26 protein-coding genes are annotated in these 25165 nt (G+C 60.4%); 18 read left to right on the forward strand and 8 right to left on the reverse strand.

Translation table 11 applies throughout. The features are described from left to right. Positions 1-137 precede the first annotated feature (137 nt). A complete protein-coding gene (locus CFter6_RS15175; protein WP_061540644.1) occupies positions 138-1253 on the forward strand; it encodes an alkene reductase in 1116 nt (371 codons plus the stop codon). Positions 1254-1308: 55 nt separating this feature from the next. Here the strand turns inward: CFter6_RS15175 and CFter6_RS15180 are convergent, their stop codons facing one another. Then, positions 1309-2547 carry a maltoporin gene (locus CFter6_RS15180; RefSeq protein ID WP_061540645.1) on the reverse strand — a complete coding sequence of 413 codons (1239 nt, stop codon included), beginning with the start codon at positions 2545-2547 and terminating at the stop codon, positions 1309-1311. A 269-nt stretch (positions 2548-2816) separates the two neighbouring features. Here CFter6_RS15180 and CFter6_RS15185 point away from each other — a divergent pair, with 269 nt between their 5' ends. After that, positions 2817-4004 carry an acyl-CoA dehydrogenase gene (locus tag CFter6_RS15185; protein ID WP_061540646.1) on the forward strand — a complete coding sequence of 396 codons (1188 nt, stop codon included), beginning with the start codon at positions 2817-2819 and terminating at the stop codon, positions 4002-4004. Here CFter6_RS15185 and CFter6_RS15190 read toward each other — a convergent pair. Then, on the reverse strand, positions 4001-5323 hold the full coding sequence (locus tag CFter6_RS15190) for an Nramp family divalent metal transporter (protein WP_061540647.1): 1323 nt from the start codon (positions 5321-5323) through the stop codon (positions 4001-4003). The two genes, CFter6_RS15185 and CFter6_RS15190, sit on opposite strands and share 4 nt — an antisense overlap. Before the next feature lie 123 nt (positions 5324-5446). Here CFter6_RS15190 and CFter6_RS15195 point away from each other — a divergent pair, with 123 nt between their 5' ends. The 3 genes from CFter6_RS15195 (at position 5447) to CFter6_RS15205 (ending at position 7823) form a co-directional block, all read left to right on the forward strand. Continuing rightward, entirely contained in the window at positions 5447-5872 is a 426-nt protein-coding gene (locus CFter6_RS15195; protein ID WP_236904283.1) for a DUF4019 domain-containing protein, read from the forward strand. Between the two features lie 403 nt (positions 5873-6275). After that, a complete protein-coding gene (locus CFter6_RS15200; RefSeq protein ID WP_061540649.1) occupies positions 6276-7178 on the forward strand; it encodes a LysR substrate-binding domain-containing protein in 903 nt (300 codons plus the stop codon). Between the two features lie 12 nt (positions 7179-7190). Next, the gene (locus CFter6_RS15205; RefSeq protein ID WP_061540650.1) at positions 7191-7823 is read left to right on the forward strand and encodes a cupin domain-containing protein; all 633 of its coding nucleotides are present in this window, start codon (positions 7191-7193) and stop codon (positions 7821-7823) included. 17 nt (positions 7824-7840) lie between these two features. Here CFter6_RS15205 and CFter6_RS15210 read toward each other — a convergent pair whose 3' ends face one another. From CFter6_RS15210 to CFter6_RS15220, 3 genes are read right to left on the reverse strand one after another with little or no spacing between them, the layout of a single operon-like run. Then, positions 7841-9355: an ATP-binding protein gene (locus tag CFter6_RS15210; protein ID WP_061540651.1), complete on the reverse strand. Its 1515-nt coding sequence runs from the start codon at positions 9353-9355 to the stop codon at positions 7841-7843. After that, positions 9333-10046, reverse strand: coding sequence for a response regulator (locus CFter6_RS15215; RefSeq protein ID WP_269465632.1), 714 nt, complete (start codon positions 10044-10046; stop codon positions 9333-9335). The genes CFter6_RS15210 and CFter6_RS15215 overlap by 23 nt, the downstream gene beginning before the upstream one ends. After that, positions 10047-11447, reverse strand: a complete 1401-nt coding sequence (locus CFter6_RS15220; protein WP_061540652.1) for an ABC transporter substrate-binding protein — start codon at positions 11445-11447, stop codon at positions 10047-10049. Between the two features lie 404 nt (positions 11448-11851). Between CFter6_RS15220 and CFter6_RS15225 the strand changes: the two genes are divergently transcribed. The 10 genes from CFter6_RS15225 to CFter6_RS15265 all read left to right on the forward strand — a co-directional run bounded on the left by CFter6_RS15225 (position 11852) and on the right by CFter6_RS15265 (position 21068). After that, a complete protein-coding gene (locus CFter6_RS15225; protein ID WP_041742034.1) occupies positions 11852-13111 on the forward strand; it encodes an ABC transporter substrate-binding protein in 1260 nt (419 codons plus the stop codon). 258 nt (positions 13112-13369) lie between these two features. Continuing rightward, positions 13370-14293 carry a carbohydrate ABC transporter permease gene (locus tag CFter6_RS15230; protein WP_061540653.1) on the forward strand — a complete coding sequence of 308 codons (924 nt, stop codon included), beginning with the start codon at positions 13370-13372 and terminating at the stop codon, positions 14291-14293. 12 nt (positions 14294-14305) lie between these two features. Then, positions 14306-15196 (forward strand): carbohydrate ABC transporter permease, encoded by an 891-nt coding sequence (locus tag CFter6_RS15235; RefSeq protein ID WP_061540654.1) that lies wholly within the window; start codon positions 14306-14308, stop codon positions 15194-15196. Between the two features lie 20 nt (positions 15197-15216). Then, on the forward strand, positions 15217-16338 hold the full coding sequence (locus CFter6_RS15240; protein WP_061540655.1) for an ABC transporter ATP-binding protein: 1122 nt from the start codon (positions 15217-15219) through the stop codon (positions 16336-16338). A gap of 10 nt (positions 16339-16348) precedes the next feature. After that, positions 16349-16741, forward strand: coding sequence for a hypothetical protein (locus tag CFter6_RS26845; RefSeq protein ID WP_335340286.1), 393 nt, complete (start codon positions 16349-16351; stop codon positions 16739-16741). After that, positions 16633-17310, forward strand: coding sequence for a glucosamine kinase nucleotide-binding domain-containing protein (locus CFter6_RS15245; RefSeq protein WP_335340287.1), 678 nt, complete (start codon positions 16633-16635; stop codon positions 17308-17310). Before CFter6_RS26845 ends, CFter6_RS15245 begins: the two co-directional genes overlap by 109 nt. Further along, complete coding sequence (gene nagA, locus CFter6_RS15250) at positions 17307-18428, forward strand: N-acetylglucosamine-6-phosphate deacetylase (protein WP_061540656.1); 1122 nt, start codon at positions 17307-17309, stop codon at positions 18426-18428. The genes CFter6_RS15245 and nagA overlap by 4 nt, the downstream gene beginning before the upstream one ends. Next, positions 18421-19431, forward strand: coding sequence for an SIS domain-containing protein (locus CFter6_RS15255; RefSeq protein WP_205631496.1), 1011 nt, complete (start codon positions 18421-18423; stop codon positions 19429-19431). The genes nagA and CFter6_RS15255 overlap by 8 nt, the downstream gene beginning before the upstream one ends. Before the next feature lie 9 nt (positions 19432-19440). Beyond that, the gene (locus tag CFter6_RS15260; RefSeq protein WP_061540657.1) at positions 19441-20430 is read left to right on the forward strand and encodes a Gfo/Idh/MocA family protein; all 990 of its coding nucleotides are present in this window, start codon (positions 19441-19443) and stop codon (positions 20428-20430) included. Positions 20431-20498: 68 nt separating this feature from the next. After that, on the forward strand, positions 20499-21068 hold the full coding sequence (locus CFter6_RS15265; protein ID WP_061542386.1) for a flavin reductase family protein: 570 nt from the start codon (positions 20499-20501) through the stop codon (positions 21066-21068). A 33-nt stretch (positions 21069-21101) separates the two neighbouring features. Here the strand turns inward: CFter6_RS15265 and CFter6_RS15270 are convergent, their stop codons facing one another. Further along, positions 21102-21860, reverse strand: coding sequence for an SDR family oxidoreductase (locus CFter6_RS15270; protein WP_061540658.1), 759 nt, complete (start codon positions 21858-21860; stop codon positions 21102-21104). A gap of 199 nt (positions 21861-22059) precedes the next feature. Between CFter6_RS15270 and CFter6_RS15275 the strand changes: the two genes are divergently transcribed. The 3 genes from CFter6_RS15275 (at position 22060) to CFter6_RS15285 (ending at position 24404) form a co-directional block, all read left to right on the forward strand. Further along, complete coding sequence (locus CFter6_RS15275; RefSeq protein ID WP_061540659.1) at positions 22060-22875, forward strand: ABC transporter substrate-binding protein; 816 nt, start codon at positions 22060-22062, stop codon at positions 22873-22875. An 87-nt stretch (positions 22876-22962) separates the two neighbouring features. After that, complete coding sequence (locus CFter6_RS15280) at positions 22963-23715, forward strand: amino acid ABC transporter permease (RefSeq protein WP_061540660.1); 753 nt, start codon at positions 22963-22965, stop codon at positions 23713-23715. Between the two features lie 2 nt (positions 23716-23717). Continuing rightward, positions 23718-24404, forward strand: coding sequence for an amino acid ABC transporter permease (locus CFter6_RS15285; RefSeq protein WP_061542388.1), 687 nt, complete (start codon positions 23718-23720; stop codon positions 24402-24404). Here CFter6_RS15285 and CFter6_RS15290 read toward each other — a convergent pair. Both CFter6_RS15290 and CFter6_RS15295 read right to left on the reverse strand, forming a co-directional pair. Then, entirely contained in the window at positions 24386-24727 is a 342-nt protein-coding gene (locus tag CFter6_RS15290) for a helix-turn-helix domain-containing protein (RefSeq protein WP_082814808.1), read from the reverse strand. The two genes, CFter6_RS15285 and CFter6_RS15290, sit on opposite strands and share 19 nt — an antisense overlap. Next, entirely contained in the window at positions 24724-25086 is a 363-nt protein-coding gene (locus tag CFter6_RS15295; protein ID WP_082814809.1) for a type II toxin-antitoxin system RelE/ParE family toxin, read from the reverse strand. Before CFter6_RS15295 ends, CFter6_RS15290 begins: the two co-directional genes overlap by 4 nt. Positions 25087-25165 lie beyond the last annotated feature (79 nt).

The following is a 25165-nucleotide window of genomic DNA, read 5'->3' on the forward strand; positions in this document are numbered from 1 at the left end:
CTACAGAAGGCATGAAAGCTATTTTTTATAACAAATTCGAGACGACCGGTCACTTATCAACCTGCATTGCAGTTTTTTTTCAGCAGAAAATCAAACCACCAATCGCCTGACAGCGATTTATTCACGAAGGAATGTATATGAGCCGCACCCCAGAAATCCGCACCGAAGACAGCCTGTTCCAGCCAGCCCGCATCGGCGACATCGAAGTATCCAACCGCATCGTGATGGCGCCGCTGACGCGCAACCGCGCCGGCGAAGGCAACGTGCCGAACGAACTGAACCTGAAGTACTACGCCCAGCGCGCAGGCGCCGGCCTGATCGTCACCGAAGCGACCCAGGTGTCGGCCCAGGCCCAGGGTTATGCCAACACGCCTGGCCTGCATACGCCGGAACAGGTCGCCGCCTGGAAAAAAATCACCGACGCGGTACATGAAAAAGGCGGCCGCATCGTGGTCCAGATCTGGCACACCGGCCGCATGTCGCATACCTCCTTCCAGCCGGACGGCAAGGCGCCGCTGGCGCCTTCGGCAATCCGCGCCGACGCCAAGACTTATGTACCGGGCGAAGGCTTCATCGACACTTCCGTGCCACGCGAAATCACGCAGACAGAAATCGCAGTAGTCGTAGACGACTTCCGCCAGACCGCGAGACGCGCCCTGGAAGCCGGCTTCGACGGCATTGAAATCCACGGTGCCCACGGCTATTTGCTGGACAGCTTCCTGCGCGACGGCTCCAACCACCGCACCGACAACTACGGCGGCAGCATCGAAAATCGCGCCCGCCTGCTGCTGGAAGTGGTTGCCGCCACCACCGCCGAAATCGGCAGCGGCCGCGTCGGCGTCAGGTTGTCGCCGGTGTCGCCGGTCAACGATTCCAGCGAAAGCGCCCCGCAGCCGCTATTCAACTATGTCGTAGAGCAGTTGAACAAATTCGACCTGGCCTACCTGCACGTAGTAGAAGGCCACACCGGCGGCCCACGCGACAACGCCCCGTTCGATTACGAAGCGCTGCACCAGCGCTTCGACGGCGCCTGGCTGGTCAACAACGGTTACGACCGCATGATGGCGCGCCAGGCAATCGCCAGCGGCCACGGCGACCTGGTCGCCTTCGGCCGCGCCTTCATCACCAATCCGGACCTGGTGCATCGCCTGCAGCACAACCTGCCTTTGAACGTGCCGTTTGAAGATGCCCCGCTGTATGGCGGCGTGGGCGAGCATGGCTATACCGACTACCCGGCCCTGACCGAAGCGTAAACAGTTGGCTGATGCAGCTTAGGCATCGGGAAAGTCGGGCGCGGCTTTCCCTGCCTTACCACCAGGTCTCCAGCTGCATGCCGATGCTGGAACCATGGGTTGCGCCGCCAAACGGGCCGTCGCGGGCCATGGCGCTGCCACCGGCAGCTGCGTCTTGCGCCGCCTGGTTCCATTTGGCATAGGTATAGAACAGGCGGAGTTCAGGACGGCTGAAGAAAGATTTTCCCATCGTCACTGCCGGGCCGATCGTGAACTTGGTAAGGCTGCGGCTTGCGCCGTTGCCGGGGCTGACGACGTCGCGCCCCAGGTCGGCCTGTATCTTGAAATGGTCGCTGACCGCATATACCGGGCGAACACCCAGCGAAATCCAGTTCTGCCTGTAACCAGGGCTGCTTTCATGCTGGTATACGGCCGCCAGCATGCCGCTGAATTTGCGTGTGAATTGCCATAGCAGGCTTTCACTGAGCCGCCAGCGCCGCCAACCGTGGCCGGGGAATGCCTGGTTCACCGTATTGATAGTGTCCCCCGCCCCCTGTCCATACTGGATGGCAACCTTGTTATAGCCGCCGAACAGCTGGTCCTGCTTGTGCTGCGCGGTGAAGGAAAAACCGCCATGCCCATCCACCCCGGCGGGTTTCTGCATCAGCGACAAACCCAGCTGCAATTCGCCATTCCGATTGGTGCGGATGCCGGCCACCTGGAAGTCGTGGCGATTCGCCAGCCGGGCCTGGAACTGCGCGTCTTGCCTGAACAAAGCATAGCTGTACTGCAAGCCGTTGATGGCGACGTTGTCGATGCCGGCGCCGAAGCCGCTTGGATTCCAGTAATAATAATCTATCGTGTGAATATCGTGCCGATGGTAGTAGATACGGCCGGCCCATATACGCACCTGCGGATTCATGCCGGGCAGGTTGGTCGCCTGCAAGTAGGCCTGAGGCAGCCGGATGGCGCCATTGGTGCTGGAATTAAAATGCGGAAACACATTGCCGGGGTTGTACAAGCTGGCCATCACATCGGCGCTGACGACCATGCCGTTGGCCAGGCCAAACAGTTTTTGCCGCGCTTCCAGTTCGCCGTAATTCTCACACTCGTTGCCGAGCCGGTACTTGCTGGCGGCTCCCGCCAGCTGGAAACAAGGCTGCGCACCGCCGTTGCCGCCGATTGCAGCGCCGCCACCGGCACGCAGGTAACCATGGAATTCGAAACCGTCAAGTCCGGCGGAACTGTCGACGCCGGCACAGGCGATGCCGGAAAATGCCGTTGATAGAATGGTGCAACATAACTGTTTCCTCACTCATGCCTCCTGGTTCAGGTTTATCAGACGATGATGCTGCCCGGCCTATGCAGCGTATTGATTCGGGGATTCGGAGATGCGGGAATGCGCGTCTGCGAACACGCGCGGCATGCATGCCCAAGGTTACAATGGGCACAAGGATGCAACTATAAGTAAAAGCCGTAATATGGCGAAAGCCTGCGCCGCTTTCGAGCTCCACGGCGAGATGTAAATCAATCCCCTCTGCCGGATAAGCAGATTGCAATAGCAAACGATCTTGGAGAAAACGTATGCCTTCATCACACGCCAGTTTCCATTGGGACGACCCGCTCTTGCTGGAGCAGCAGCTCAGCGGCGAGGAGCGCCTGGTGCGCGACAGCGCGGCCGCCTATGCGCGCGACAAGTTGGCGCCGCGGGTGCTGATGTCGTTCCGCAATGAACAGACCGACGCCGGGATTTTTCGTGAAATGGGCGCGCTCGGCCTGCTCGGCGCGACCATTCCGGAACAGTATGGCGGCGCTGGCCTGAGCTACGTCAGCTACGGCCTGATCGCGCGCGAAATCGAACGCATCGATTCCGGCTACCGCTCCATGATGAGCGTGCAAAGCTCGCTGGTGATGCTGCCGATTTTCGAATTCGGCAGCGAAGCCACGCGGCAAAAGTACTTGCCGCAGCTGGCCAGCGGCGAACTGATCGGCTGCTTCGGCCTGACCGAACCGGACCATGGCTCCGATCCCGGCAGCATGGTCACGCGCGCGCGCAAGGTCGATGGCGGCTACCAGCTCTCCGGCAGCAAGATGTGGATCACCAACAGCCCGATCGCCGACGTGTTCGTGGTCTGGGCCAAGGACGATGAAGGCGCGATCTGCGGCTTCGTCCTTGAAAAAGGCTGGAAGGGATTATCGACCCCAGTCATCCACGGCAAGGTCGGCTTGCGCACTTCGATCACCGGCGAGATCGTGATGGACCAGGTGTTCTGCCCGGAAGAAAACGCCTTCCCCGAGGTGCGCGGCCTGAAAGGCCCGTTCACCTGCCTCAACTCGGCGCGCTACGGCATCGCCTGGGGCGCGCTTGGCGCTGCCGAATTCTGCTGGCATGCTGCGCGCCAATACACCATGGAGCGCAAGCAGTTCGGCCGGCCGCTGGCGGCCAACCAGCTGGTGCAGGTGAAGCTGGTGAACATGCAAACCGAAATCACCATGGCGCTGCAGGGTTGCCTGCGGCTGGGCCGCATGAAAGACGACGGCAGCGCCTCGGTGGAAATCACTTCCATCATGAAACGCAACTCCTGCGGCAAGGCGCTCGACATCGCCCGCGTTGCGCGCGACATGTTGGGCGGCAACGGCATTTCCGACGAGTTTGGCGTGATCCGCCACCTGGTCAACCTGGAGGTGGTGAATACCTACGAAGGAACGCATGACGTGCACGCGCTGATCCTGGGACGGGCGCAGACCGGCATCCCGGCGTTCGCCAGCTAGCCGACGCCGAACACCTGCAGCACCAGCCAGATATTCGCCGCCGAAATCAGCACGAACAACAGCCAGGACACCGCCGCCGTCAGCCACGAATTAGCGAACACGCCCATCACGTCGCGCCGGCTGGTGAGGCGGATCAGCGGATACATGGCGAATGGCAGCTGCAGGCTCAGCACCACCTGGCTGAGCACCAGCAGGCGCCCCACCGAATGCTCGCCCCAGGTCAGCACGCCGATCAGCGCCGGCACCAGGGCCAGGCCGCGCGTCAGCAGGCGCCGCTGCCAGCACGGGATCCTGAGGTTGAGAAAACCTTCCATGATGACCTGGCCGGCGATGGTACCGGTGAAAGTCGAGCTCTGTCCCGAGGCCAGCAGCGCCAGGCCGAACAGGATGCCGGCGGCGGCGCTGCCGGTAATCGGATCTAGCAGGTGATACGCCTGGTCGATATCGACCACCGAAGTATTTCCGGTAGCATGAAACGCGCTCGCCGCCAGCACCAGGATGGCGCCGTTGATCAGCAGCGCCAGCAGCAGCGAAACGATGGTGTCGAGCCGCGACAGCTGTATCGCCTGGCGCCGGCTGCTGTCGTTCTTTTCCACCACCCGCGTTTGCACTATCGATGAATGCAGGTAGAGGTTGTGCGGCATCACGGTGGCGCCGAGGATGCCGATCGCCAGGTACAGCGGCTCCCGGCTCGACAGCGCGCTCAAGGATGGCAGCATGCCGGCGGCCACCGCGTGCCAGTCCGGCTTCAGGAACACCAGCTCGGCGAACAGGCAGACCGCGATCGTGATCACCAGGCCAAGGATGATGGCTTCGATCTGGCGGAAGCCCTTGCCTTTCAAACCCAGCACCAGCACCGTATCGAACGCGGTCAGGAGCACGCCGGCCGGCAGCGAGACGCCAAGCAGCAGCTTGAACGCCAGCGCGCACCCCAATACCTCCGCCAGGTCGCAGGCGATGATGGAAATCTCCGCGAAAAACCACATGCCCATGCTGACGCGCGGGCTGTAGTTCTCGCGCGAATGCACCGCCAGGTCCTTGTTGGTAGCGATGCCCAGGCGCATGCTAAGGCATTGCAAGACGATTGCCGCCAGGCTGGACGCCAGCACCACGAACAGCAGCTGGTAACCGAACTGCGAGCCGGCCTGGATCGAGGTGGCCCAGTTGCCGGGATCCATGTAGCCGACCGAGACCAGCAAGCCGGGGCCGACGAACCTGAGGATTTTTTTCCAGAACGGACCGCTGCTCGGCACTGAGACGGTGCCGGCAACTTCGGAAGGGCAAAACGGTGCAGTGGCAGTGGTCGGCAAACGATACATGTAGGCTTCCTGATAGAGTTGCCCCAATTCTATATTGTCACGGGCATTGCGTATGTCCGCTGCAACCCCTATGATTTGAGCGTACTTTCCAATATGGCAGCAGTTCATCCGGGGGCTAGGAAAATGAAAACCATACTGACGCTGGTCACCGTCGCATTGCTGGCCGCTGCCACGCCCTCCTTCGCTGCAGACCCGCAAGCCGAGCTCATCCAGCAAGCCGAAACCGCAGCCAAAACCTGGATGATGCTGACCGACGCCGGCAAATACGGTGAAAGCTGGGAACGCGCAGGTACATTCTTCAAGACCGGCATCGCAAAAAACACATGGGAAACCGGGATCCGTTCATTACGGGCGCCGCTCGGCCTGGTAAAAATGCGTGAGCTGAAAAGCACAGAGTATGCAACCACCCTGCCCGGCGCACCCGATGGCGAATATGTGGTGATCCAGTACGAGACGCAATTCGAAAACAAAAAATCGGCGACGGAAACCATCACGCCCATGCGTGAAAAAGACGGCAGCTGGAAAGTCTCGGGTTATTTCATTCGCTGACGGCAGCAAAAAGAAACACGGTGCGGGATGCGGCGGGAAGGAAGCAGGGAATGCTGATCGGCAGAGTTGCGGCCATGGCGGCCTAGCTTGACCCCAGGATCCGAAAGCCACCTTGTGAGGGCCTCGAAATCTCTTAAAACAGGGCGCCTTGTGGGCAAATCTGGAGCATAACCAGAAAACGTTTTGCGCAGCGGCAGAACAGGTCTGTCGCTGCGCTCATTGAAACATCGTTCAATGTAAAATCGGTGTGGCTATCGTTGGCAATTGTTGGCTATGCCGATAACAATATATCCAGTGCAGACAGTGTCACAAGAATGGAATATCATGTCCACTCACAAATTTGTATGCGCCATAGCAGTTTGTTATAGAGCGTTACAACCACCCCCTGCATTGACATAAAATCATGATCCGTTTCAGACAAATCGAGGCTTTCCGCTCACTGATGATTTCCGGCACCAGCGTCTCTGCGGCCCGCCGCATGCATGTGACCCAGCCGGCAATCAGCCGCCTGATCGCCGATCTAGAGGCCGACCTCGGTTTCCGCCTGTTCAACCGCGCCAAAGGTCGCCTCGAGCCGACCAATGCCGGCGTGCGTTTTTACAAGGCAGTCGAAGAAAATTTCCTGGGGCTGGAGCGGCTGATGCAAGTGGCGGGCAATATCCGCCATGAAGCCCCCGAAGGCTTGACTGTCGCCTGCCTGCCGGTGCTGTCCACCACCTTGCTGCCGGAAGTGCTGCAACGCTTCTTCAAGCAGCATCCCGATGTCTCGGTCAAGATCGACAGCTGCACCGTACCGGAAATTCTGGTCAGCCTGCAAGACCTCAAGGTCGACATGGCGCTGAGCCTGGCGTTTCCGCCGTTCGCCGGCATCGAAGTCGAGCCGATCATGGAAGCCACCGTGCTGTGCGCGATGCTGGCGACCCATCCGCTGGCGCAGAAGGAAATCATCCTGCCGGAAGACCTGGACGGCGAAAACGTGATCGGCTGGATGCCCAACAGCGCGCAATCCTATGACCGCGAATTGTCGACGCTGAACTCGGCTGCGATCCGCCCCAACTACACCATCCAGACGCATACCTCGCATACTCGCTACGCCATGGTCGCCAACGGTTTCGGCGTCGCCATCGTGGAGCCGTTTGCAGCCAAGATCTGGCGTCCGCACGGCGTCGTCACGCGGCCATTCAAGGCCGACATCAACTATAAATACGTGCTGGCCTACCCCAGCGGCGGCATCCGCTCCGAACTCGCCCACGACCTGCGCGAAGCCGCTCTCCACGTTGCGAAAAACTATAACTTCGGCCTGTAAAAAGGAACAAGAATGTATTCACCTGAAAGACTGATTGAAAATTTAAGCGGCTACCTTGGCGAATTGGAAGAGCTCATTTCAGCGGCCGCGCAAACCGGCTCGGCTGAAAAAAGCAGATTGCTTATAGAAAAATCGAATATAGAAACATACGTCGGAAAACTCCAGGCGCTGCCTGGAAACCATCGCCTGGATGCAAAACATATCGAGTCCGGACTTGCGCTGGAACCCCACCCGGAAGGCGGCTTCTATCGCGAATTCATACGGACCGGCGCTTGCACCGTCATTTTTTACCTGCTGCCCGAGCAAGCCATCTCCAGCTGGCACAGCCTGAAAGACACGCAAGAGAGATTCAGGCTGATCTCAGGGGATTCTTTATTGATCCCGAAAATAGATGCCGACGGACTGTGGAAGTCCGAAGAAGCAGTGACTTATGAAAATGACGTCGTCATAGAAAAAAACCAGGATTTCGGCGACTGGTTCGGCGCCTATCCGAGCGGAGAGTACGGACTCGTCACTTGCGAATGCAGAGGGCCGTTCGAGTTTGCGAAATTCAAGATCATCGACCAGGAAAACCTGGCCGCATTTCACGGCAAGAATCCTGGGCACAAAAAAATCATCGATAGGCTTTCACCGAAGGCCGCTTAAAGCCGCCCTGGCCAGTTCTAATCGGCAGGTAAAACGATCGTGGCCACCAGGCCGCCTTCGGCGTGATTGCGCAAATGCAGCTCGCCGCCATGCGCCTGCACGATATTGCGCGCAATGCCCAGTCCGAGTCCCATGCCGCCGGCATTCTGGTCGCGACCATGCTCCAGCCGGGTATACGGCTCGAACAGGCTGTGCAAAGCTTCTTCCGGCACTCCAGGGCCATGATCGCGGATCTGGATCTGGATATTGCTGCCGGCCTCATTGATCAGGCCGGCGACCGAGATTTCCACCTTCTGGCCATAGTGCAGCGCATTGTCGAACAGGTTGCCGATGGCGCGCTTGAGCGCCAGCGGCTTGGCCATCACCGTCAGGCCCGATTCGGCAAACGCCACTTCGTGCCCCGCCATGCGGGCGTCGCGGATCATGCGCAGGATCAGGGCATCGAGTTTTACCTCGGTGCGGTTTTCATGGATATCGCTGTCCTTGACCGACTGCAAGGCGCCCTTCACCATCATGTCGAGTTCGTCCAGGTCCTCGTGGAATTCGCTGCGCAGATGCTCGTCGTCCAGCAGTTCGGTGCGCAGCTTGAGGCGCGTGATCGGCGTGCGCAAATCGTGCGAGATCGAGACGAACAGGCGCTCGCGGTCATCCAGGTAACGCTTGATGCGTTCGCGCATGGCGCGGAACGCGCGCGCGGTCTTGATGAATTCGCGGCTGCCGGTTTCCGGCAATTCGGGCGCGGCCTCGCCTTTGCCGAACGCCTCGGCGGCATCCGACAGCGCCGCCAGCGGCCGCGTGGTCCAGCGCACCACCAGGATCGACAGCAGCAACACGGTGGCCAGCGACAGCCCCTGCAGCAACAAGCGCTCGGGCGACAACGGGTTATCGCTGTCGAGGAAATAAGGATTCGGCATAAGCGCCGCCAGGTAGAGCCAGTTGCCGGGCTCGAGTTCGGTCTGGATCACCAGCACCGGCGCCGGGTTGGGCTTGATCAGCAGCGTATGCTGGACCCAGCTGTCCGGCAGGTCGGCAACCTGCAAACCTTGCGGCGACACCATCAGGTCGTCGGGCCAGGCAAACGCCAGGCGGAAACCGGGCAGGAACGGCAGGTCGGTTTTCAGTGTGGCGCCGATATCGGCCAGCGCCATGTTGGCCAGGGCATTGTTGGCAATCTTGTGGATGGTCACCGGGCCGTCGTTGGTATTCACAAAAAACCGGGTGCCGCCCATCTCGCGCAGCTGCTGGATCAGGATAGGCCGGTAATTCGCCGGCAAGCTCATGAAAAAACGGACTGCGCTGGCTGCGCTGTGCGCCAGGTGCTGCGCCGCTGTCTTGGTTTCGACCTCGGCCTTGCTGCGCAATTGCGCGGACCAGATCAGGCCGCCGGCCAGCTGGGTCACCAGCACGCCGAATACCATCACCACCGACAGGCGGCCCAGCAGCGTATGCGGCAACAGCCAGGACAGCAGCCGGCTATACCATGCCGACCAGCTACGCTCGGGCACGGCTTCAGACTTGCGCAGCGGCCACATCGGCAGAAAATACGTAACCGGCGCCGCGCACCGTCTTGATCAGGTGCGGGTCCTTGCCGCCGTCGTTCAGGCGCAGGCGCAGTTTGCTGATCTGCACATCCAGCGAACGGTCCAGCGGCCCGACATCGCGGCCGCGGGTTTCCTCGCACAGGACGCCGCGGTCGAGCACATCGCCCGGGTGTTCGACAAAATATTTCAGCAACTGGTAATCGAGACCGGTGAGCGCCACCGGCTGGCCATCCGGATCGCTCAGGGTGCGCTCCACCGTGTCCAGCGTGAAGCCGACAAAGCGGTAGTAGCGCGGCGCCACCGCGCTGTCGATGCCGGTACGGCGATGGATGGCCTTGATGCGCGCCAGCAGCTCACGCGGACTGTAAGGCTTGGCGATATAGTCGTCGGCGCCCAGCTCGAGGCCGACCACGCGGTCGGTTTCGTCGGAACTGGCGGTGAGCATGATGATCGGTACGTTGGATTTGCGCCGGACCGTCTTGCACAAGGCGAAGCCGTCGGTATCCGGCAGCATCACGTCCAGGATCACCAGCGACAGTTCCTCGGCGTAGCGCTGGAACTCAGCCAGGAACGCCTCGCCGTTATGCGCCAGGCGCACTTCGTACTGGTTCTTTTCCAGGTAGGCTTTCAGCAGCGTCCTGGTTTTCTGGTCGTCGTCGACGATCAATATCTTACGCATCAACTATTCCTGCTTTCCTGTCTTCGACAGAGATCGTGCAATGCTCGCCAGCTTGCGCTGGACATCGCTCTCGCCCATCTTGTCATCCACAAAATAACGGTGTACTTCAGCCACGATGGCGTCTTTCGCGGTTTCGTCGGCGGCCATGCGGTGCACCAGGCTCGGCGCCTGGAACGCGCTGCCCTTGCTGAACGCGCTCCATGAGGCGCGTGCGCAGCTATCCATTTTCGACAAATCCGGCGAACGCCATACCGAGATTGCACCCTTGACCTGATTGTAAGCGCTTTGCACCGGCTGCGACATGATCAGCTGGGCCAGCTTTTCCTGCGCCGGCTGGTGCGAATAGTCGCCGGCGAACATGGCCAGGGTATCGACACTATATAGATGGTAGTCTGCCGTGCCCGGCACCGCCGCACAAGAAAAATCCTGGTCGGTGTTCAAGCCCCAGGCCAGCAACTCCCCCTTGGCCCAATCGCCCATGACGAACATGGCGGCATCGCCGTCAGCCAGCTGGCGGGTCATGTCCGGCCACGGCCGTTCCCTGAGCGGCTGCGGCATCCACTCCTTGAGCGCCCGCAAGCGCTTCAAGGCATGGGTCATGCGGGCGTCGCCAAAGGCGGCGGGATTCAGGTCGACAAACAGGGAGCGGTAATAAGTCGGCCCGCTTTCAGCCAGCACCAGGGTTTCAAACAAGGTTGCGACCTGCCAGGCTTCGCTGCTTTGCGCCAGCGGCGTGACGCCGGCCTGCCTGAGCTTTTCCGCCACCCGTTCGAACTCCGGCCAGGTCTTGGGCGCAGCCAGGCCGAGCCGGTCGAAAACCTTCTTGTTGTAGAACAGGTTGTTGATGCGGTGGATGCCAAGCGGCGCCGCTACCACATGACCGCGGTTGTGCACCAGCGACCATACGGTCGGAAACAGCAGTTTTTGCCAGTTGCTCGGCGCGGCGACATCGTCCAGTTCCAGCAGCAGGCCAAGATCGGCCCACTCGCCGAACACGATGCCGTTGAGCTGGGTTGCCTCGGGCGCTTTGCCGGCCAGCACCATGCTCTTGAGCACCTTGCTGGCGCCAAGGCCGGCGCCGCCGGGAATGGCCATGTCGCGCCACTGGATGTTATCTTCGGCGAGCCTGCCTGCCAGCACGTCGACTGACTTGCGTTCCCCGGCCGAAGTCCACCAGTGCACCACTTGCAGCGACGTTGCCGGCTGGCCGGCGGCGGAAACCGGCGGCGCCGCATTGGCCATGCCGGTGGTCAGATTAATCAGGCAACCAAACAGGCAGCCTGACGCCAGTAGTGCAATCCATCTGCGCGATCCTGCAATCCAGGATTTCACGCCTCCCCTGTCTCTCTTGTCAATCACTCGCTTGTCAATCATTGAGCGCCTTGTTGATTTTTTTATAAACACTTGTTACGTCTCCCACATCGCGTGTGACTATAGCGCAAGTCCGGTATACGACGTTAACAGTCTTCTTGTTTTGTAAAGAAGCGTAAGTTTTCGTAATTTTATCTATACTCATCAAAGCAGAATATCACCGGCAATCGCCACTGCCGCCCTATGACGGGACGGCAAGTTGTCCACGCCACTGTAAAGATATGTAATCGCCGCAAACTGCTGGATTTGGTTTTTTTCAATAAAATCAAAAACTTATGTAATTTGTATAGATAGTTTCCAACTAAGATGGCGACACATTTTTTATGGTGCTAATGTCTGTGCGCGGCGGTTTGACAGGCTTCAGGCTCTAAAGACAGCCGCACTAATAAAACCCAAGCGATAAAAATCCAAGCGGCAAAACCCAAGAGGAGACTTTGATGCAAACCATCAACCGAATTCGTACCATCCGCAACGCCGTGCTGATCGCCCTGGCGACGGTCGGCACAGCGCAAGCCGGCACCCTGACTATCGAAAGCTGGCGCGTCGACGACAAGACCCTGTGGGAAACCGTGCTGATCCCGGCTTTCCAGAAAAAGAATCCAGGCATCGAAGTCAAGTTCGCGCCTACCGCTCCTACCGAATATGACTCCAGCCTGACCGCGCGCCTGGCCGGCGGCACTGCGGGCGACCTGATCGCCTGCCGTCCTTTCGACGTTTCGCTGTCTCTGTACAAGAAGGGCAACCTGGAAAAACTGGACGGCAAACCAGGCATGGAACACTTCCCTGCTTCCGCCAAGACCGCATGGCAGACCGATGACGGCAAGGACACTTTCTGCATGCCGGTGGCGTCGGTGATGCACGGTTTCCTGTACAACCAGAAAATCTTCAAAGAACTGAACCTGCAACCGCCAAAAACCGAAGCGGAATTCTTCAAGGTGCTCGACACCATCAAGAGCAACGGCAAATACACGCCGCTGGCGCTGGGCACCGCGGACCAGTGGGAATCCAGCCAGGTGATCTTCACCGGCGTCGGCCCCAACTACTGGAAGGGTGAAGAAGGCCGCAAGGCGCTGATCGCCGGCAAGGAAAAATTCACCGATCCTAATTTCGTCAACGCCTTTGAATACGAAGCGAAGCTGGGCAAATACCTGTCCAAGGGCGCCAGCTCGCAGACCTACGGCGACAGCCAGAACCTGTTTGCACTCGGCAAGGCCGCGATCTATCCGACCGGCTCCTGGGATATCGCCTACTTCAACACCAACGCCAAGTTCGAAATGGGCGCCTTCCCGCCGCCGGTGCCTAAAGCCGGCGACAAATGCTATATCTCGGATCACAACGATATCGGCATGGGCGTCAACAAGAAATCCAAGAACAAGGAAGATGCCTACAAGTTCCTGACCTGGCTCGGCTCGCAGGAATTTGCCGACATCTACACCAATAAAGTCACCGGCTTCTTCTCGCTGTCGGACCACCTGATTTCGGTCAAGGATCCGGTCGCCAAGCAGATGATCGACTGGCGCAAATCCTGCTCGTCGACCATCCGCCTCAACGCGCAGATCCTCAACCGCGGCGAGCCGAGCATGGAAAACCAGCTGTGGAACGTGAATGCCCAGGTGCTCAACGGCAAGCTGGCGCCTAAGGAAGCTGCGGCCCAGATCCAGACCGGCTTTGCAAAATGGTATAAACCGCAACAATAAGCACTGCTGTTCGCCGGCCGGGGAAGAGTTTAAGATTGACTCTGCCCCGGCCGGCAAGCCACACAGCAGCCAAGGTTTGCCGTCGGGTAAGCCCCGGGGTAAGCCCGTGATCCACGGCACGGAAGTCAAAACATAAGCCGTCGTCACGACTGTATTCCATGGTCGGCCAAGCGGGGCTCGGATGGAACACGATCTCCTCCGTGTTTCATCCGAACCTGCGGCGACCTACGCATTTTTTTGCCATCACCGAAAACCCGAATGAATCTTCAAAACAAGAAATTCCCTTGGCACATCGTGGTCTTCCTGGCGCCAGCGGTCGTCATCTATTCCATGTTCAGCGCGCTGCCTTTACTGGATACCCTGCGCCTGGGCTTTTATACCAGCAACGACGCCGGCGTCCACAGCTTCGTCGGCCTCGCCAACTACCATACCATCCTGTTCGATTCCGACTGGTCCAAGGCGTTCTGGAACGCCATGCTGAACAACGTCAAATTCTTCGCGATCCACATGCTGCTGCAGAATCCGATCGGCCTGCTGCTGGCCACCCTGTTCAGCCTCAAGGGCCTGCGCGGCGCCCGCACCTACCGCACCCTGATTTTCCTGCCGACCCTGCTATCGGTAGTGATCATCGGCTTCATCTGGCAGCTGATCCTGTCGCCGCTGTGGGGCGTCGGCGAAGGCTTGATGACGCATGTCGGCCTGGGTGACTATTTTGCACCGTGGCTGGGACAGGAAAGCACCGCCTTGCTGACGCTCGGCCTGGTCTCGGTCTGGCAATACGTCGGCATCCCGATGATGCTGATCTACGCCGCCCTGCTCGCCGTGCCGGAAGAAGTACTGGAGGCGGCATATGCCGAAGGCGCCAGTTCGTTCCGCATCTTCTGGCAGATCAAGCTGCCGCTGATCCTGCCGACGCTGGGCCTGGTGACCATCCTCACCTTCGTCGCCAACTTCAATGCCTTCGACCTGATTTATTCGGTCAAGGGCGCGCTGGCCGGTCCTAACTACACCACCGACATCCTGGGCACCTTCTTCTACCGCACCTTCTTCGGCTACCAGGCGCAGATCGGCAGCCCGACCATGGGCGCGGCGGTAGCCACCCTGATGTTCCTGGTGATCCTGCTCGGCGTCGCCAGCTATTTCTACTTCGTGCAGCGCAAGCTGACACGCTACGAACTGTAACGAGGACAGCATATGACATCGATTTCCTCGCTCTCTTCAGCCGCCGCCACCTCAGCGCCGGTGGTGCGCCAAAGCCGTTTCGCCAATCTGGGCCGCATCTGGGTCCATGTGGTGCTGTGCGCCTACGCCGTGATCGCACTGTTTCCGATTGCGCTGATCATGATCAATTCGATCAAGTCGCGCGACGCCATCTTCGACAACCCGCTGGCGTTCCCGACGCCGGAGACGTTTTCCCTGATCGGCTTTGAAAAGGTGCTGCACAACACCAACTTCATGCTGTATTTCGGCAACAGCCTGGTGGTCACGCTCGGCTCGCTGGTCCTCATCGTGCTGTTCGGCGCCATGGCCGGCTGGGCGCTGTCGGAATACAAGTTCCGCGGCAACCGCCTGATGGCGCTGTACCTGGCGCTGGGCATCATGATCCCGATCCGGCTCGGCACCGTCTCCATCCTGCAGCTGGTGGTCAGCCTCGACCTGATCAATACCCGCACCGCGCTGATCCTGGTGTACACCGCGCAGGGCCTGCCGCTGGCGGTGATGATCCTGTCCGAATTCATCCGCCAGATTCCCAAGGAACTGAAAGACGCGGCGCGCTGCGACGGCGTCGGCGAATTCAAGATCTTCTTCCAGATCATCCTGCCGCTGATCCGCCCGGCGATCGCCACGGTAGCGGTGTTCACCATGATCCCGGCCTGGAACGACCTGTGGTTCCCGCTGATCCTGGCGCCCTCGGATGAGACCAAGACCGTCACCCTCGGCGTGCAGCAGTTCATCGGCCAGTACGTGACTGACTGGAATTCGGTATTGGCGGCGTTGTCGCTGGCCGTGATCCCGATCCTGGTCATGTACGTCATCTTCTCCCGGCAATTGATCCGCGGCCTGACTTCCGGCGCCGTCAAGTAATACAGAAAACGAGACATTCCATGGCAAACGTAAGCGTTAAACAAATCACCAAATCGTATGACGGCAAGCAGAACGTGCTGGCCGACCTCAACCTGGAAATCAAGGATGGCGAATTCGTGGTCCTGGTCGGCCCTTCCGGCTGCGGCAAATCCACCCTGCTGCGCATGCTGTGCGGGCTGGAATCGATCACCAGCGGCGAGCTTTCCATCGGCGACCAGGTAGTCAACCACCTGCCGCCGGCCGAACGCGGCATCGCCATGGTGTTCCAGAGCTATGCCCTGTATCCGCACATGAGCGTGTACAAGAACATGGCGTTCGGCCTGAAGATCGCCGGCGCCGACAAGGCCGCCATCGACCAGCGCATCCGCCACGCCGCCGGTATCCTCAAGATCGACCACCTGCTGGACCGCCTGCCGCGCGAACTGTCCGGCGGCCAGCGCCAGCGTGTGGCGATCGGCCGCGCCATCGTGCGCAAGCCGAAGCTGTTCCTGTTCGACGAGCCGCTGTCCAACCTGGATGCCGCGCTGCGGGTCCAGACCCGGCTCGAAATCGCCAAGCTGCACAAGCAGCTGGAAGCCACCATCGTCTACGTCACCCATGACCAGGTCGAAGCCATGACCCTGGGCGACAAGATCGTGGTGATGAACGACGGTTATATCCAGCAGGCGGGTTCGCCGCTGGAGCTGTACCAGCGTCCGCAGAACCTGTTTGTCGCGACCTTCATCGGCTCGCCGAAGATGAACCTGTTCAACGGCACGATCGCGGCGGTCGAAGCCGACCACCTGAGGATCAAGCTCAGCAGCGGCCAGGAAATCCGCGCCGACGTCGCCGCCGGTACGGCCAAGGCGGGCGATGCCGTCACGGTTGGACTGCGCCCTGAACATATCCTGGAAAACGCGCATAGTGGTGAAGTATTCAGCGGCAAGGTCAGCATCGTTGAACACCTGGGCGAAGCCAATTTCATCTATGTGACGCTGCAGGACGGCCAGGACCTACTGGTGCGCGGCGACGGCAACAATCCGGTGCATATCGGCGATACCGTCACGCTGTCGGCGCCAAGCAGCGCTTTCCACGTGTTCAATGCCCAAGACCTGGCGTTGGCAAGGTTGAAACCTGGAAACATGATTTCGTCCAAACAATAATGGATACAATATGCGCCTTCAAAAAGGCGTGGGGGTTGAGTTGAAAACAGCGTACGAATATCTGATCGGCGTCGACGGCGGCGGCACCAAGACCACTCTCCGGGTCGAGCGCCCTGACGGCAGCCATGTCGCCGACGGCAGCAGCGGACCGTCGGCGCTGATGCATGGCACCAGCAAGGCCTGGTGCGCCATCGTCACCGCGCTCGATAACGCATTCCAGAGCGCCGGCATCAGCCGCCCGCCGTACCAGGCGATCGCCGCCGGCTGCGGCTTGTCCGGCATTAACAATCCGCAATGGGCGGCGCAATTCAGCGCCCAGAACCCGGCTTCGGCGCCCTCGCCACCGGCACCGATGCTTTCACCACCTTGCTCGGCGCGCACCTGGGGCAAGCTGGCGTTGTAGTGGCCATCGGCACCGGCAGCGTCGGCGAAGTCTTGCTGGCGGACGGCAGCCGCCGCGAAGTCGGCGGCTGGGGTTTCCAGACCGGCGACGAAGCCAGCGGCGGCTGGATCGGCCTGCGCGCCGCCAACCATGTCGAGCGGGCGCTGGACGGCCGGGTTGTCCCGGGTTCGCTGGCGCGCGCCATCGTGCGCTTTTGCGGCGGCGACGACGCCGGTGCCGATTTCAGCAGCAGCCAGAACCGCGAGCGCGTGATTGCCTGGGTCAACAGCGCCAACCAAAGCATCTTTGCGCAGCTGGCGCCGCTGGTGGTGGCCCATGCCGCACAGGATGAGGCGGCGTTCACCATCTTGCACAAGGCGGGCCAGGAAATCGCCCAGATCGCCAACGCGCTCGATCCGTCCCAGCAATTGCCGATCGCCCTGTGCGGCGGCCTGGCCGCGCCGTTGCAAGCCTATCTGCCGGAACCGTTGAAATCGCGCGCGATCACGCCGCGCGCCGACGCCGCAACCGGCGCGCTGCTGCTGCTGCGCCAGCAGCTGGCAACAGAGTCAGTGGGAGAAACGATATGAACGACAATACAATACAACTGCAGGGCAACATCCTGACCAGCGACGGCTGGGTCGCCGGCAGCATCGGTTTCAGCGACATGATCACCGAAATCAAAGGTGAAGCTCAGCAACAGACGCCAGCCAGCGGCGATTACATTTTGCCAGGTTTTATCGACCTGCACGTGCACGGCGGCGGCGGCAAGGACATCATGGAAGCCGGCGACGCCGTGCACGTGGTGTCGCGCCTGCACGCCCAGCATGGCACCACCAGCATGCTGGCCACTACCATGACCGCGCCGGCGGAAGAACTGGAAGCCGCGCTGGGCGCAATCGGCCGCGCCTGCCGCGGCCGCCGTCCAGGCAGCGCCAGGGTGCTGGGCGCGCATCTGGAAGGGCCTTACATCAATCCCGGGAAACTCGGCGCGCAGCCGGATTTCGCGATTGCCGCAAGCCTGGAACAGATCGACTGGTTGCGCAGCTTTGCACCGTTGAAACTGATCACCATCGCGCCCGAAATCAACGGTCACATGACGCTGGTGAAAACCCTGTCCCAGCTCGGCATGCGGGTGCAGATCGGCCATACCCTGGGCACTTATGAAGACGGCGTTGCGGCCCTGAAAAACGGCGCCGCCGGGTTTACCCACCTGTTCAACGCCATGAGCTCCTTCCATCACCGCCAGCCCGGTATGGCCGGCGCCGCCCTGGCCCATGCCGAATATGCTGAGCTGATCCCGGACCTGCTGCATGTCCATCCAGGCGCCATCAAGACCGCGCTGCGGGCGATTCCGCGCCTGTACTGCGTCACCGACTCCACCGCCGCCTCCGGCATGCCGGACGGCGAATACATGCTGGGCCGCCAGGTAGTCCATAAATGCCTGGGCGGCGTACGCCTGGGCGACGGCACCCTGGCCGGCAGCACCCTGACCATGGACCAGGCCTTGCGCAACCTGGTTTCGCTCGGCCTCGACCTGGCCGAGGCGTCGCTGCGCGTCTCCACCTACCCTGCCGACTATCTCGGCATGCAGGAACGCGGCCGCCTCAAGGAAGGCTGCTTCGCCGATATCCTGGTGCTGGATCGCCAGCTCAAACTCAAAGCCGTTTATGTAGAAGGAGAAAGAATTGACCTCGTTGATGCTTAAGGAAGCCGGCTCGGCGGCAGAACATGTCGCCTTGCAGCTCAGCCGGGACCGCGACCGCTATGCAGAACTGGGACAACGCCTGCGGGCTGAGCCGCCCTCGACCATCCTGACGGTGGCGCGCGGCAGCTCCGACCATGCCGCCAATTACTGCGCTTACCTGATCATGGCGCGCCTGGGCCGTATCGTCGCCTCGCTGCCGCTGTCGCTGGTGACCCTGAACAAGGCGCCACTGATCGCACGCGACGCACTCGCCATCGCCATCTCACAGTCCGGCCAGAGCCCTGACGTGATCGAACCTATCCGCTATTTCCGCGACAGCGGCGCCACTACCGTAGCGCTGGTGAACGACGCCGCATCGCCGTTGGCGAACAGCGCCGAATGGGCGCTGCCTCTGCATGCCGGCGCTGAACTCAGCGTGGCCGCTACCAAAAGCTTTATCGCCAGCCTGGTGGCCGCCGCCAGGCTCACCGCGCACTGGCAGGACGATGCGGCCTTCCTGGCCGCCATCGACGCCCTGCCGCAAGCGCTGACCGCGGCCACCCAGCTTGACTGGACGCCGGCCATCGACGTGCTGGCGCCTTCCTCGCGCATCATGGTGGTCGGGCGCGGCATCAGCTTGCCGCTGGCATTGGAATCGGCCTTGAAGTTCAAGGAAACCTCGGCGATCCAGGCCGAAGCCTTCAGCGGCGCCGAAATCAAGCATGGCCCGATGGCCTTGATTGACGAAGGTTATCCTTTGCTGATATTCGCCACGCGCGGGCCGACCCAGGCCGGCCTGCTCAAGCTGGCCGAGGAAATGCGCGGCCGCGGCGCCAAGGTATTGCTGGCAGCGCCGGACGATGTAGCAGCACGCGACCTGACCTTGCCAATAGCAGCAACGCCGGATCTCGACCCGATCGTGGCGATCCAGGCGTTCTACGTGATGGCGGCGCAGCTGGCAGTTGCGCGCGGCATGGATCCGGACCAGCCGCGGCATCTGAGCAAAGTCACCAAGACCGAGTAAGCGGAGCCCATGCAACAACTCGTTCGCTGGGGCATTCTCGGCACCGGAAAAATCGCCCGGGCTTTTGCCGCCGGTCTGCACGACGTTCCGGACGCCGTCCTGCTGGCGGTGGCGTCGCGCAGCAGCGGCAGCGCCGATGCCTTCGGCCGTGAATTCGATATACAGCACCGCCACGCCTCATACCAGGCGCTGGCCGACGATCCGCAAGTCGATGTGATCTACATCGCCACGCCGCACTCTATGCATGCCGAAAATGCCATCATGTGCCTGGCAGCCGGCAAGCATGTGCTGTGCGAAAAACCGTTCACCATGAACCGGCGCGAAGCGGAACAGGTGATCGCGCTTGCACGCCGCAACAAGCTTTTCCTGCTGGAGGCGATGTGGTCGCGTTTCCTGCCCGGCATAACCGAAGCCAGGCGCATCGTCGCTAGCGGCGAAATCGGCAAGGTGCGCCAGGTGCAGTCGGATTTCAGTTTCGTCGGCGATTTCGGTCCCGAACACCGCTTGTACAATCCCGAACTCGGTGGCGGCGCGCTGCTCGACATCGGCATTTATCCTTTATCGATCTCGACTTTTTTCCTCGGCCCGGTCGACGCCGTGCAATCGATTGCCGAAATCGGCGCCACCGGCGTCGACGAGCAAACCGCATTTTCCATGCGCCACCGCGGCGGCGGACTGTCTTCCTGCATCTGCAGCACCCGCGTCGCCGGCCCGGTCGAAATGACCATCTCCGGCGAGCTGGGCTACCTGCGCCTGCATACGAATTTCCACCTGGGCGCCAGTCTGACCATAACGCTGGCCGACGGCAGCACACGCAGCCAGCAATGCCCGTTCATCGGCAACGGTTATGCACACGAAGCGATCGAGGTAATGCGCTGCCTGCGCGCCGGCCTGGTTGAAAGCCCGTTCACGACGCACGACGAGACGCTGGCGCAGATGGCTGTGCTTGATACGATACGCGCACAAATCGGCGTAACCTATCCTGCCGACCAGGCTTGACGATTCAAATCCGGATAGCGAATCCGGATAAAATAAGCAGCTACGGCAGCAGCCTTATCGGGATCATCATGCAGAATATTCAAGCAGTAGAACTAGCCAAAGCCTATCGCCTGCTCAACCACGGCCCCACCACGATCGTCACCAGCGCCCACGGCGGCGTCAGCAACGTGATGGCGGCGGCATGGGCGATGCCGCTCGATTTCGATCCGCCCAAGGTGTTGCTGGTGATCGACAGCAGCACCCTGACCCGCGAACTGGTGGAAGCCTCGGGCGAATTCGCCCTGAACATCCCGACCCGGGCGCTGGCCGAGACCACGCTCGCAGTAGGGTCGAGCTCGGGACGCGACGGCGACAAATTCGCCGCGCTCGATATCGCCACATTTCCGTCGGAGAAAATTGCCGCGCCGCTGATGTCGGGCTGCCTGGCCTGGCTGGAATGCAAGGTGATTCCGGAATTGCACAACCAGCAGCGCTATGACCTGTTCATCGCCGAGGTGGTGGCGGCCTGGGCCGATGCTGCAGCGTTTTCGGCAGGCCGCTGGCATTTCCCGGCCGACGACCAGCGCTCGCTGCACTACCTGTCCGGCGGCGCCTTTTTTGCCACCGGCGAGGCATTCAATGTCGAACTGAAGCCGTAACGAAGATTCAGTTTCCCGTCAAACCGAGGGCAATCAGCCGCGTCCGATGAACGGCATGTTGGTCGCCATCACTGTCATGAATTGAACGTTCGCATCCAGCGGCAGGCTCGCCATGTACAGCACCGCATTGGCGACGTTTTCCACCGACATGGTCGGCTCCACTGCAACCTGGCCGTTGGCTTGCAAAATGCCTCGCTCCATCTTTTCGGTCATGTCGGTAGCGGCGTTGCCGATATCGATCTGGCCGCAGGCGATATTGTATTTGCGGCCGTCCAGCGAAGTCGACTTGGTGAGGCCGGTGATGGCATGCTTGGTCGCCGTATAGGCGACCGAATTCGGCCGCGGCACATGGGCCGAGATCGAACCGTTGTTGATGATGCGGCCGCCGCCCGGAGTTTGCGCCTTCATGATGCGGAACGCTTCCTGCGTGCACAGGAAAGCGCCGCTCAGGTTGACATCGACCGACGCCTTCCATTGCGCAAAATCGACATCTTCCAGCGACGCCGATTTGGTAAAGATGCCGGCATTGTTGAACAGCAGGTCAAGCCGGCCGAACCGATCCCTGGTTTTTTCGAACAAGGCCTTGACCGATGCCGGATCGCTGACGTCGGCAGATACCGCCAAGGCGTCCACCCCCGAGGCCCCGGCAGCGGCAACCGTCTCCTCCAGAGCAGCCATGCGCCGGCCCGCCAGCACCACGCTGTAATCGTTGCGCAGCAACGCCAAAGCGATATGCTTGCCGATGCCGGAACCTGCGCCTGTAACCAGCGCGACTTTTTTCGTTGTTGCCATTGCCTGTGCTCCTTGCCTGTTGTTTCCTGCATTTTAACGGTGTTTCAGCATCGGGCCTGGGCACACGCCGGCAAACTTGTAATATTCAAATGCAACTTTGATCGTTCACTGCGTGATCTTGTTTTGTTAATCTGCCCTGCATGGCGGTCGCTTTTTGCGATCGGCCGCACCGAAACATCAACCAGGGACGACAACAACAATGAAATCATTCGCCATCTTATTCACCGGCCTGACGCTGTTGTCAGGGCTGGCCCATGCCGACAAGCTGGACGATATCAAGAAAGCCGGCGTATTGCGCGTCGCCACCTTCGACGGCAATCCGCCGTTCGGTTTTGTCGACCAGAAAACCAACAAGCTCATCGGCCTCGATGTCGACTACGCCAATGAAGTCGCCAAAAAGCTCGGCGTCAAGGTCGAACTGGTGCCGACCAACCCGGCCAACCGCATCCCTTTACTGACGTCCGGCAAGGTCGACGTCGTGTTCGCCAATTTCACCATCAATGCCGAGCGCGCCCAGGTGATCGATTTCAGCATTCCTTACTTTGCATCGGGCCAGCAATTCCTGGCGAAAAAAGGCGTGCTGAAGAGCGCCACGCAGATTCCCGAGCTGCGCATAGGGACCGACAAAGGCACCACCATGGAAACCACCTTGCGCGAAAAATACCCGGCGGCCAAGGTCGTCCTGTACGACGACACCCCGTTTGCCCTGGCCGCCCTGCGCAACGGCAACGTCCAGGCGATTACCCAGGACGGCTCGAAACTGATCGCGCTGCTGGCGAATATCCCGGACAAGGAAAAATATGAAATCCCGGCGTTTGCCATTTCCGAGGAATATGAAGGCGTCGGCGTACCCAAGGGCGAAACGCGCCTGGTCAATACGCTCAACGATACCTTGCGCGAATTCGAGAAGAACGGCACCGCTCTCAAGATCTACGACAAGTGGTTCGGCCCCAACAGCAAATCGCCGCTGCCGCGTCTGTTCAGGATCGGCGACACCAAGCTGAGCCAGAACTGACCAACTACTAATTCTCCGTGTATCTGTCTTGCACCGGCAATCTCCATGTTGCCGGTGTTTTTTTGTTTAGTGGCTGCAAAGTAAAAAATGACTGAGTTTCAAACTATCCTGGGGCAAATGCTTGCCCCCAAATACCTCGGCTGGCTGCTCGACGGCCTGTGGATGACGCTGCTGCTGTCCGCCGTGGTCGCCGTTTTTTCCACCTTGCTGGGCATTGTCATCGCCGCCGCACGCTCCAGCCGGCAGCCCTGGCTGGTCCTGCCGGCCCGCGGCTTCCTCTCCATCTTTCGCAATACCCCGTTGCTGGTGCAACTGTTTTTCTGGTATTTCGGCGTCTCCGGCCTGCTGCCGGAAAGTTCGGTGGAATGGCTCAATACGGTGCACAGCGTGGTGCTGGGCCCTTACCTGAAATTGACATGGCCATCGTTCGAGCTGCTCTGTGCAATCTTCGGCCTGAGCCTGTATTCTGCAGCTTACGTCAGCGAAGAAATCCGCGCCGGCATGCGCGGTGTTGCCGAAGCACAGCGGCTGGCTGCTGCTGCCCTCGGCCTGAACCGCTGGCAGGGATTGCGCTACGTGATTCTGCCGCAAGCGGTGCGCATCGCGCTGCCGCCCTTGCTCGGCCAGTACATGAATATCGTCAAGAACACTTCACTGACCATGGCCATCGGCCTGGCGGAACTGTCTTACACTTCGCGCCAGGTGGAGGCGCAAACCTTCAAGACTTTCCAGGCTTTCGGCGTGGCGACCTTGTTCTACATCGCCGCCATCGCGCTGATTGAAACCTTGGGCCAGCTGATCCAGCGCCGGCAACGGCTGGCCGGCGCCGCGCAGCGATGAGCATGCAACTCAGCGTATTGACGGACAACCTGCCATATCTGCTCTGGGGTGCGTATCCCGACGGCCCGCTGGGCGGAGCGGCCCTGACCGTGCTGCTCAGCGTCGGTTCGGCGCTGGCCTCGGCTTTGCTGGGACTGGTGCTGGGGATCGCCCTGTCGCTGGCGCGCGGCTGGCCGCAGCTGCTGCTGACCATGGTGCTCGGCTTCTTCCGCGCAATCCCGGTGCTGATGCTGATTTTCTGGACCTACTTCCTGCTGCCCATCGTTTTCCATATCGACGTGCCGGGCGTGCTGTCCGTGATGTGCGCCCTGGCGCTGATCGGCGGCGCCTACCTGGCGCATTCGGTGCATGCCGGCATCAGCGGCATCAAGGCCGGGCAATGGGACGCCGGCCTGTCGCTGGGCATGCCGCGTGTGGCGGTGCTGCGCCACATCGTGCTGCCGCAGGCGCTGCAGATGATGCTGCCCTCCTTCGTCAACCAATGGGTGACCTTGATCAAGGACAGCTCGCTGGCCTACATCGTCGGCGTCGGCGAATTGTCGTTCGTGGCGGCGCAGGTCAATAGCCGGGTGATGATTTATCCGGCCGAGATCTTCATGTTCATCGGCTTGATCTATTTTGTGCTGTGCTCAGGGCTGGGCTTGTTTGCGGATCGCGTTGCTGCGTATTTTCAGGCCAGCACTACCTGAGTGTGGCCTGGGGCCGAGCGGCTGGTCTTCTTCACGACGATGTCCACGTCACGCCCGAGGCGGTTCAGGCACTCGATCATCTTGGCCTGGCTGATGCCCCTGAATTTTCCGCGCAACATTTCTGACAGTTTAGGCTGGGGCATGCCCAGCAGATCGGCAGCAACTTGCTGAGTCAAATGCCGGCTCCTGATGATCTGGGAGATCTCATGCGCCAGCTTGGCCTTGACCAGCATTTCGTCGGCATCGGGGAAACCGAGATCGGCATAGGGGTTATCGCTACCTATTTCAATATCGATACCGTTGATAGTTACTTTCTGATTCACTCTCTACTCCTTTGCATTGCGATTGCAGTTTTCAATCTGGTTCGAATCAAATCCATATCCGGCTTGGGTGTGGCGCTACCGCTAACAGACTTTTTCTGAAAGCAATGCAGCACATAAAGTGCCTCGGCATAGCGCACCGTATAGATGGCTCGATACGTATCCCCTTGGCAATCTTCCACAATTTCCAGTACACCCGCGCCGCCAAAACCCTTCATCGGTTTGGCCTGATAATGCTTGCCGCCGGCCTGGGCCAAATGCAACGCGTAACCAAAAGCGGCTTGAACTTCTGACGGCATCGCTGCAAGGTCTTTTTTCGCCGAACCTACCCAGTGCAGGGGTCTCGTAAAAGCAGATATCATAATTATACCCAAATATAGATAAGCGCGGCATAGTCCCATCACAGCATAGATAGATGAATGGACTGATCAATTGACTAAC

The sequence above is a fragment of the Collimonas fungivorans genome, from assembly GCF_001584145.1.
Taxonomy (GTDB): Bacteria; Pseudomonadota; Gammaproteobacteria; order Burkholderiales; family Burkholderiaceae_D; genus Collimonas; species Collimonas fungivorans.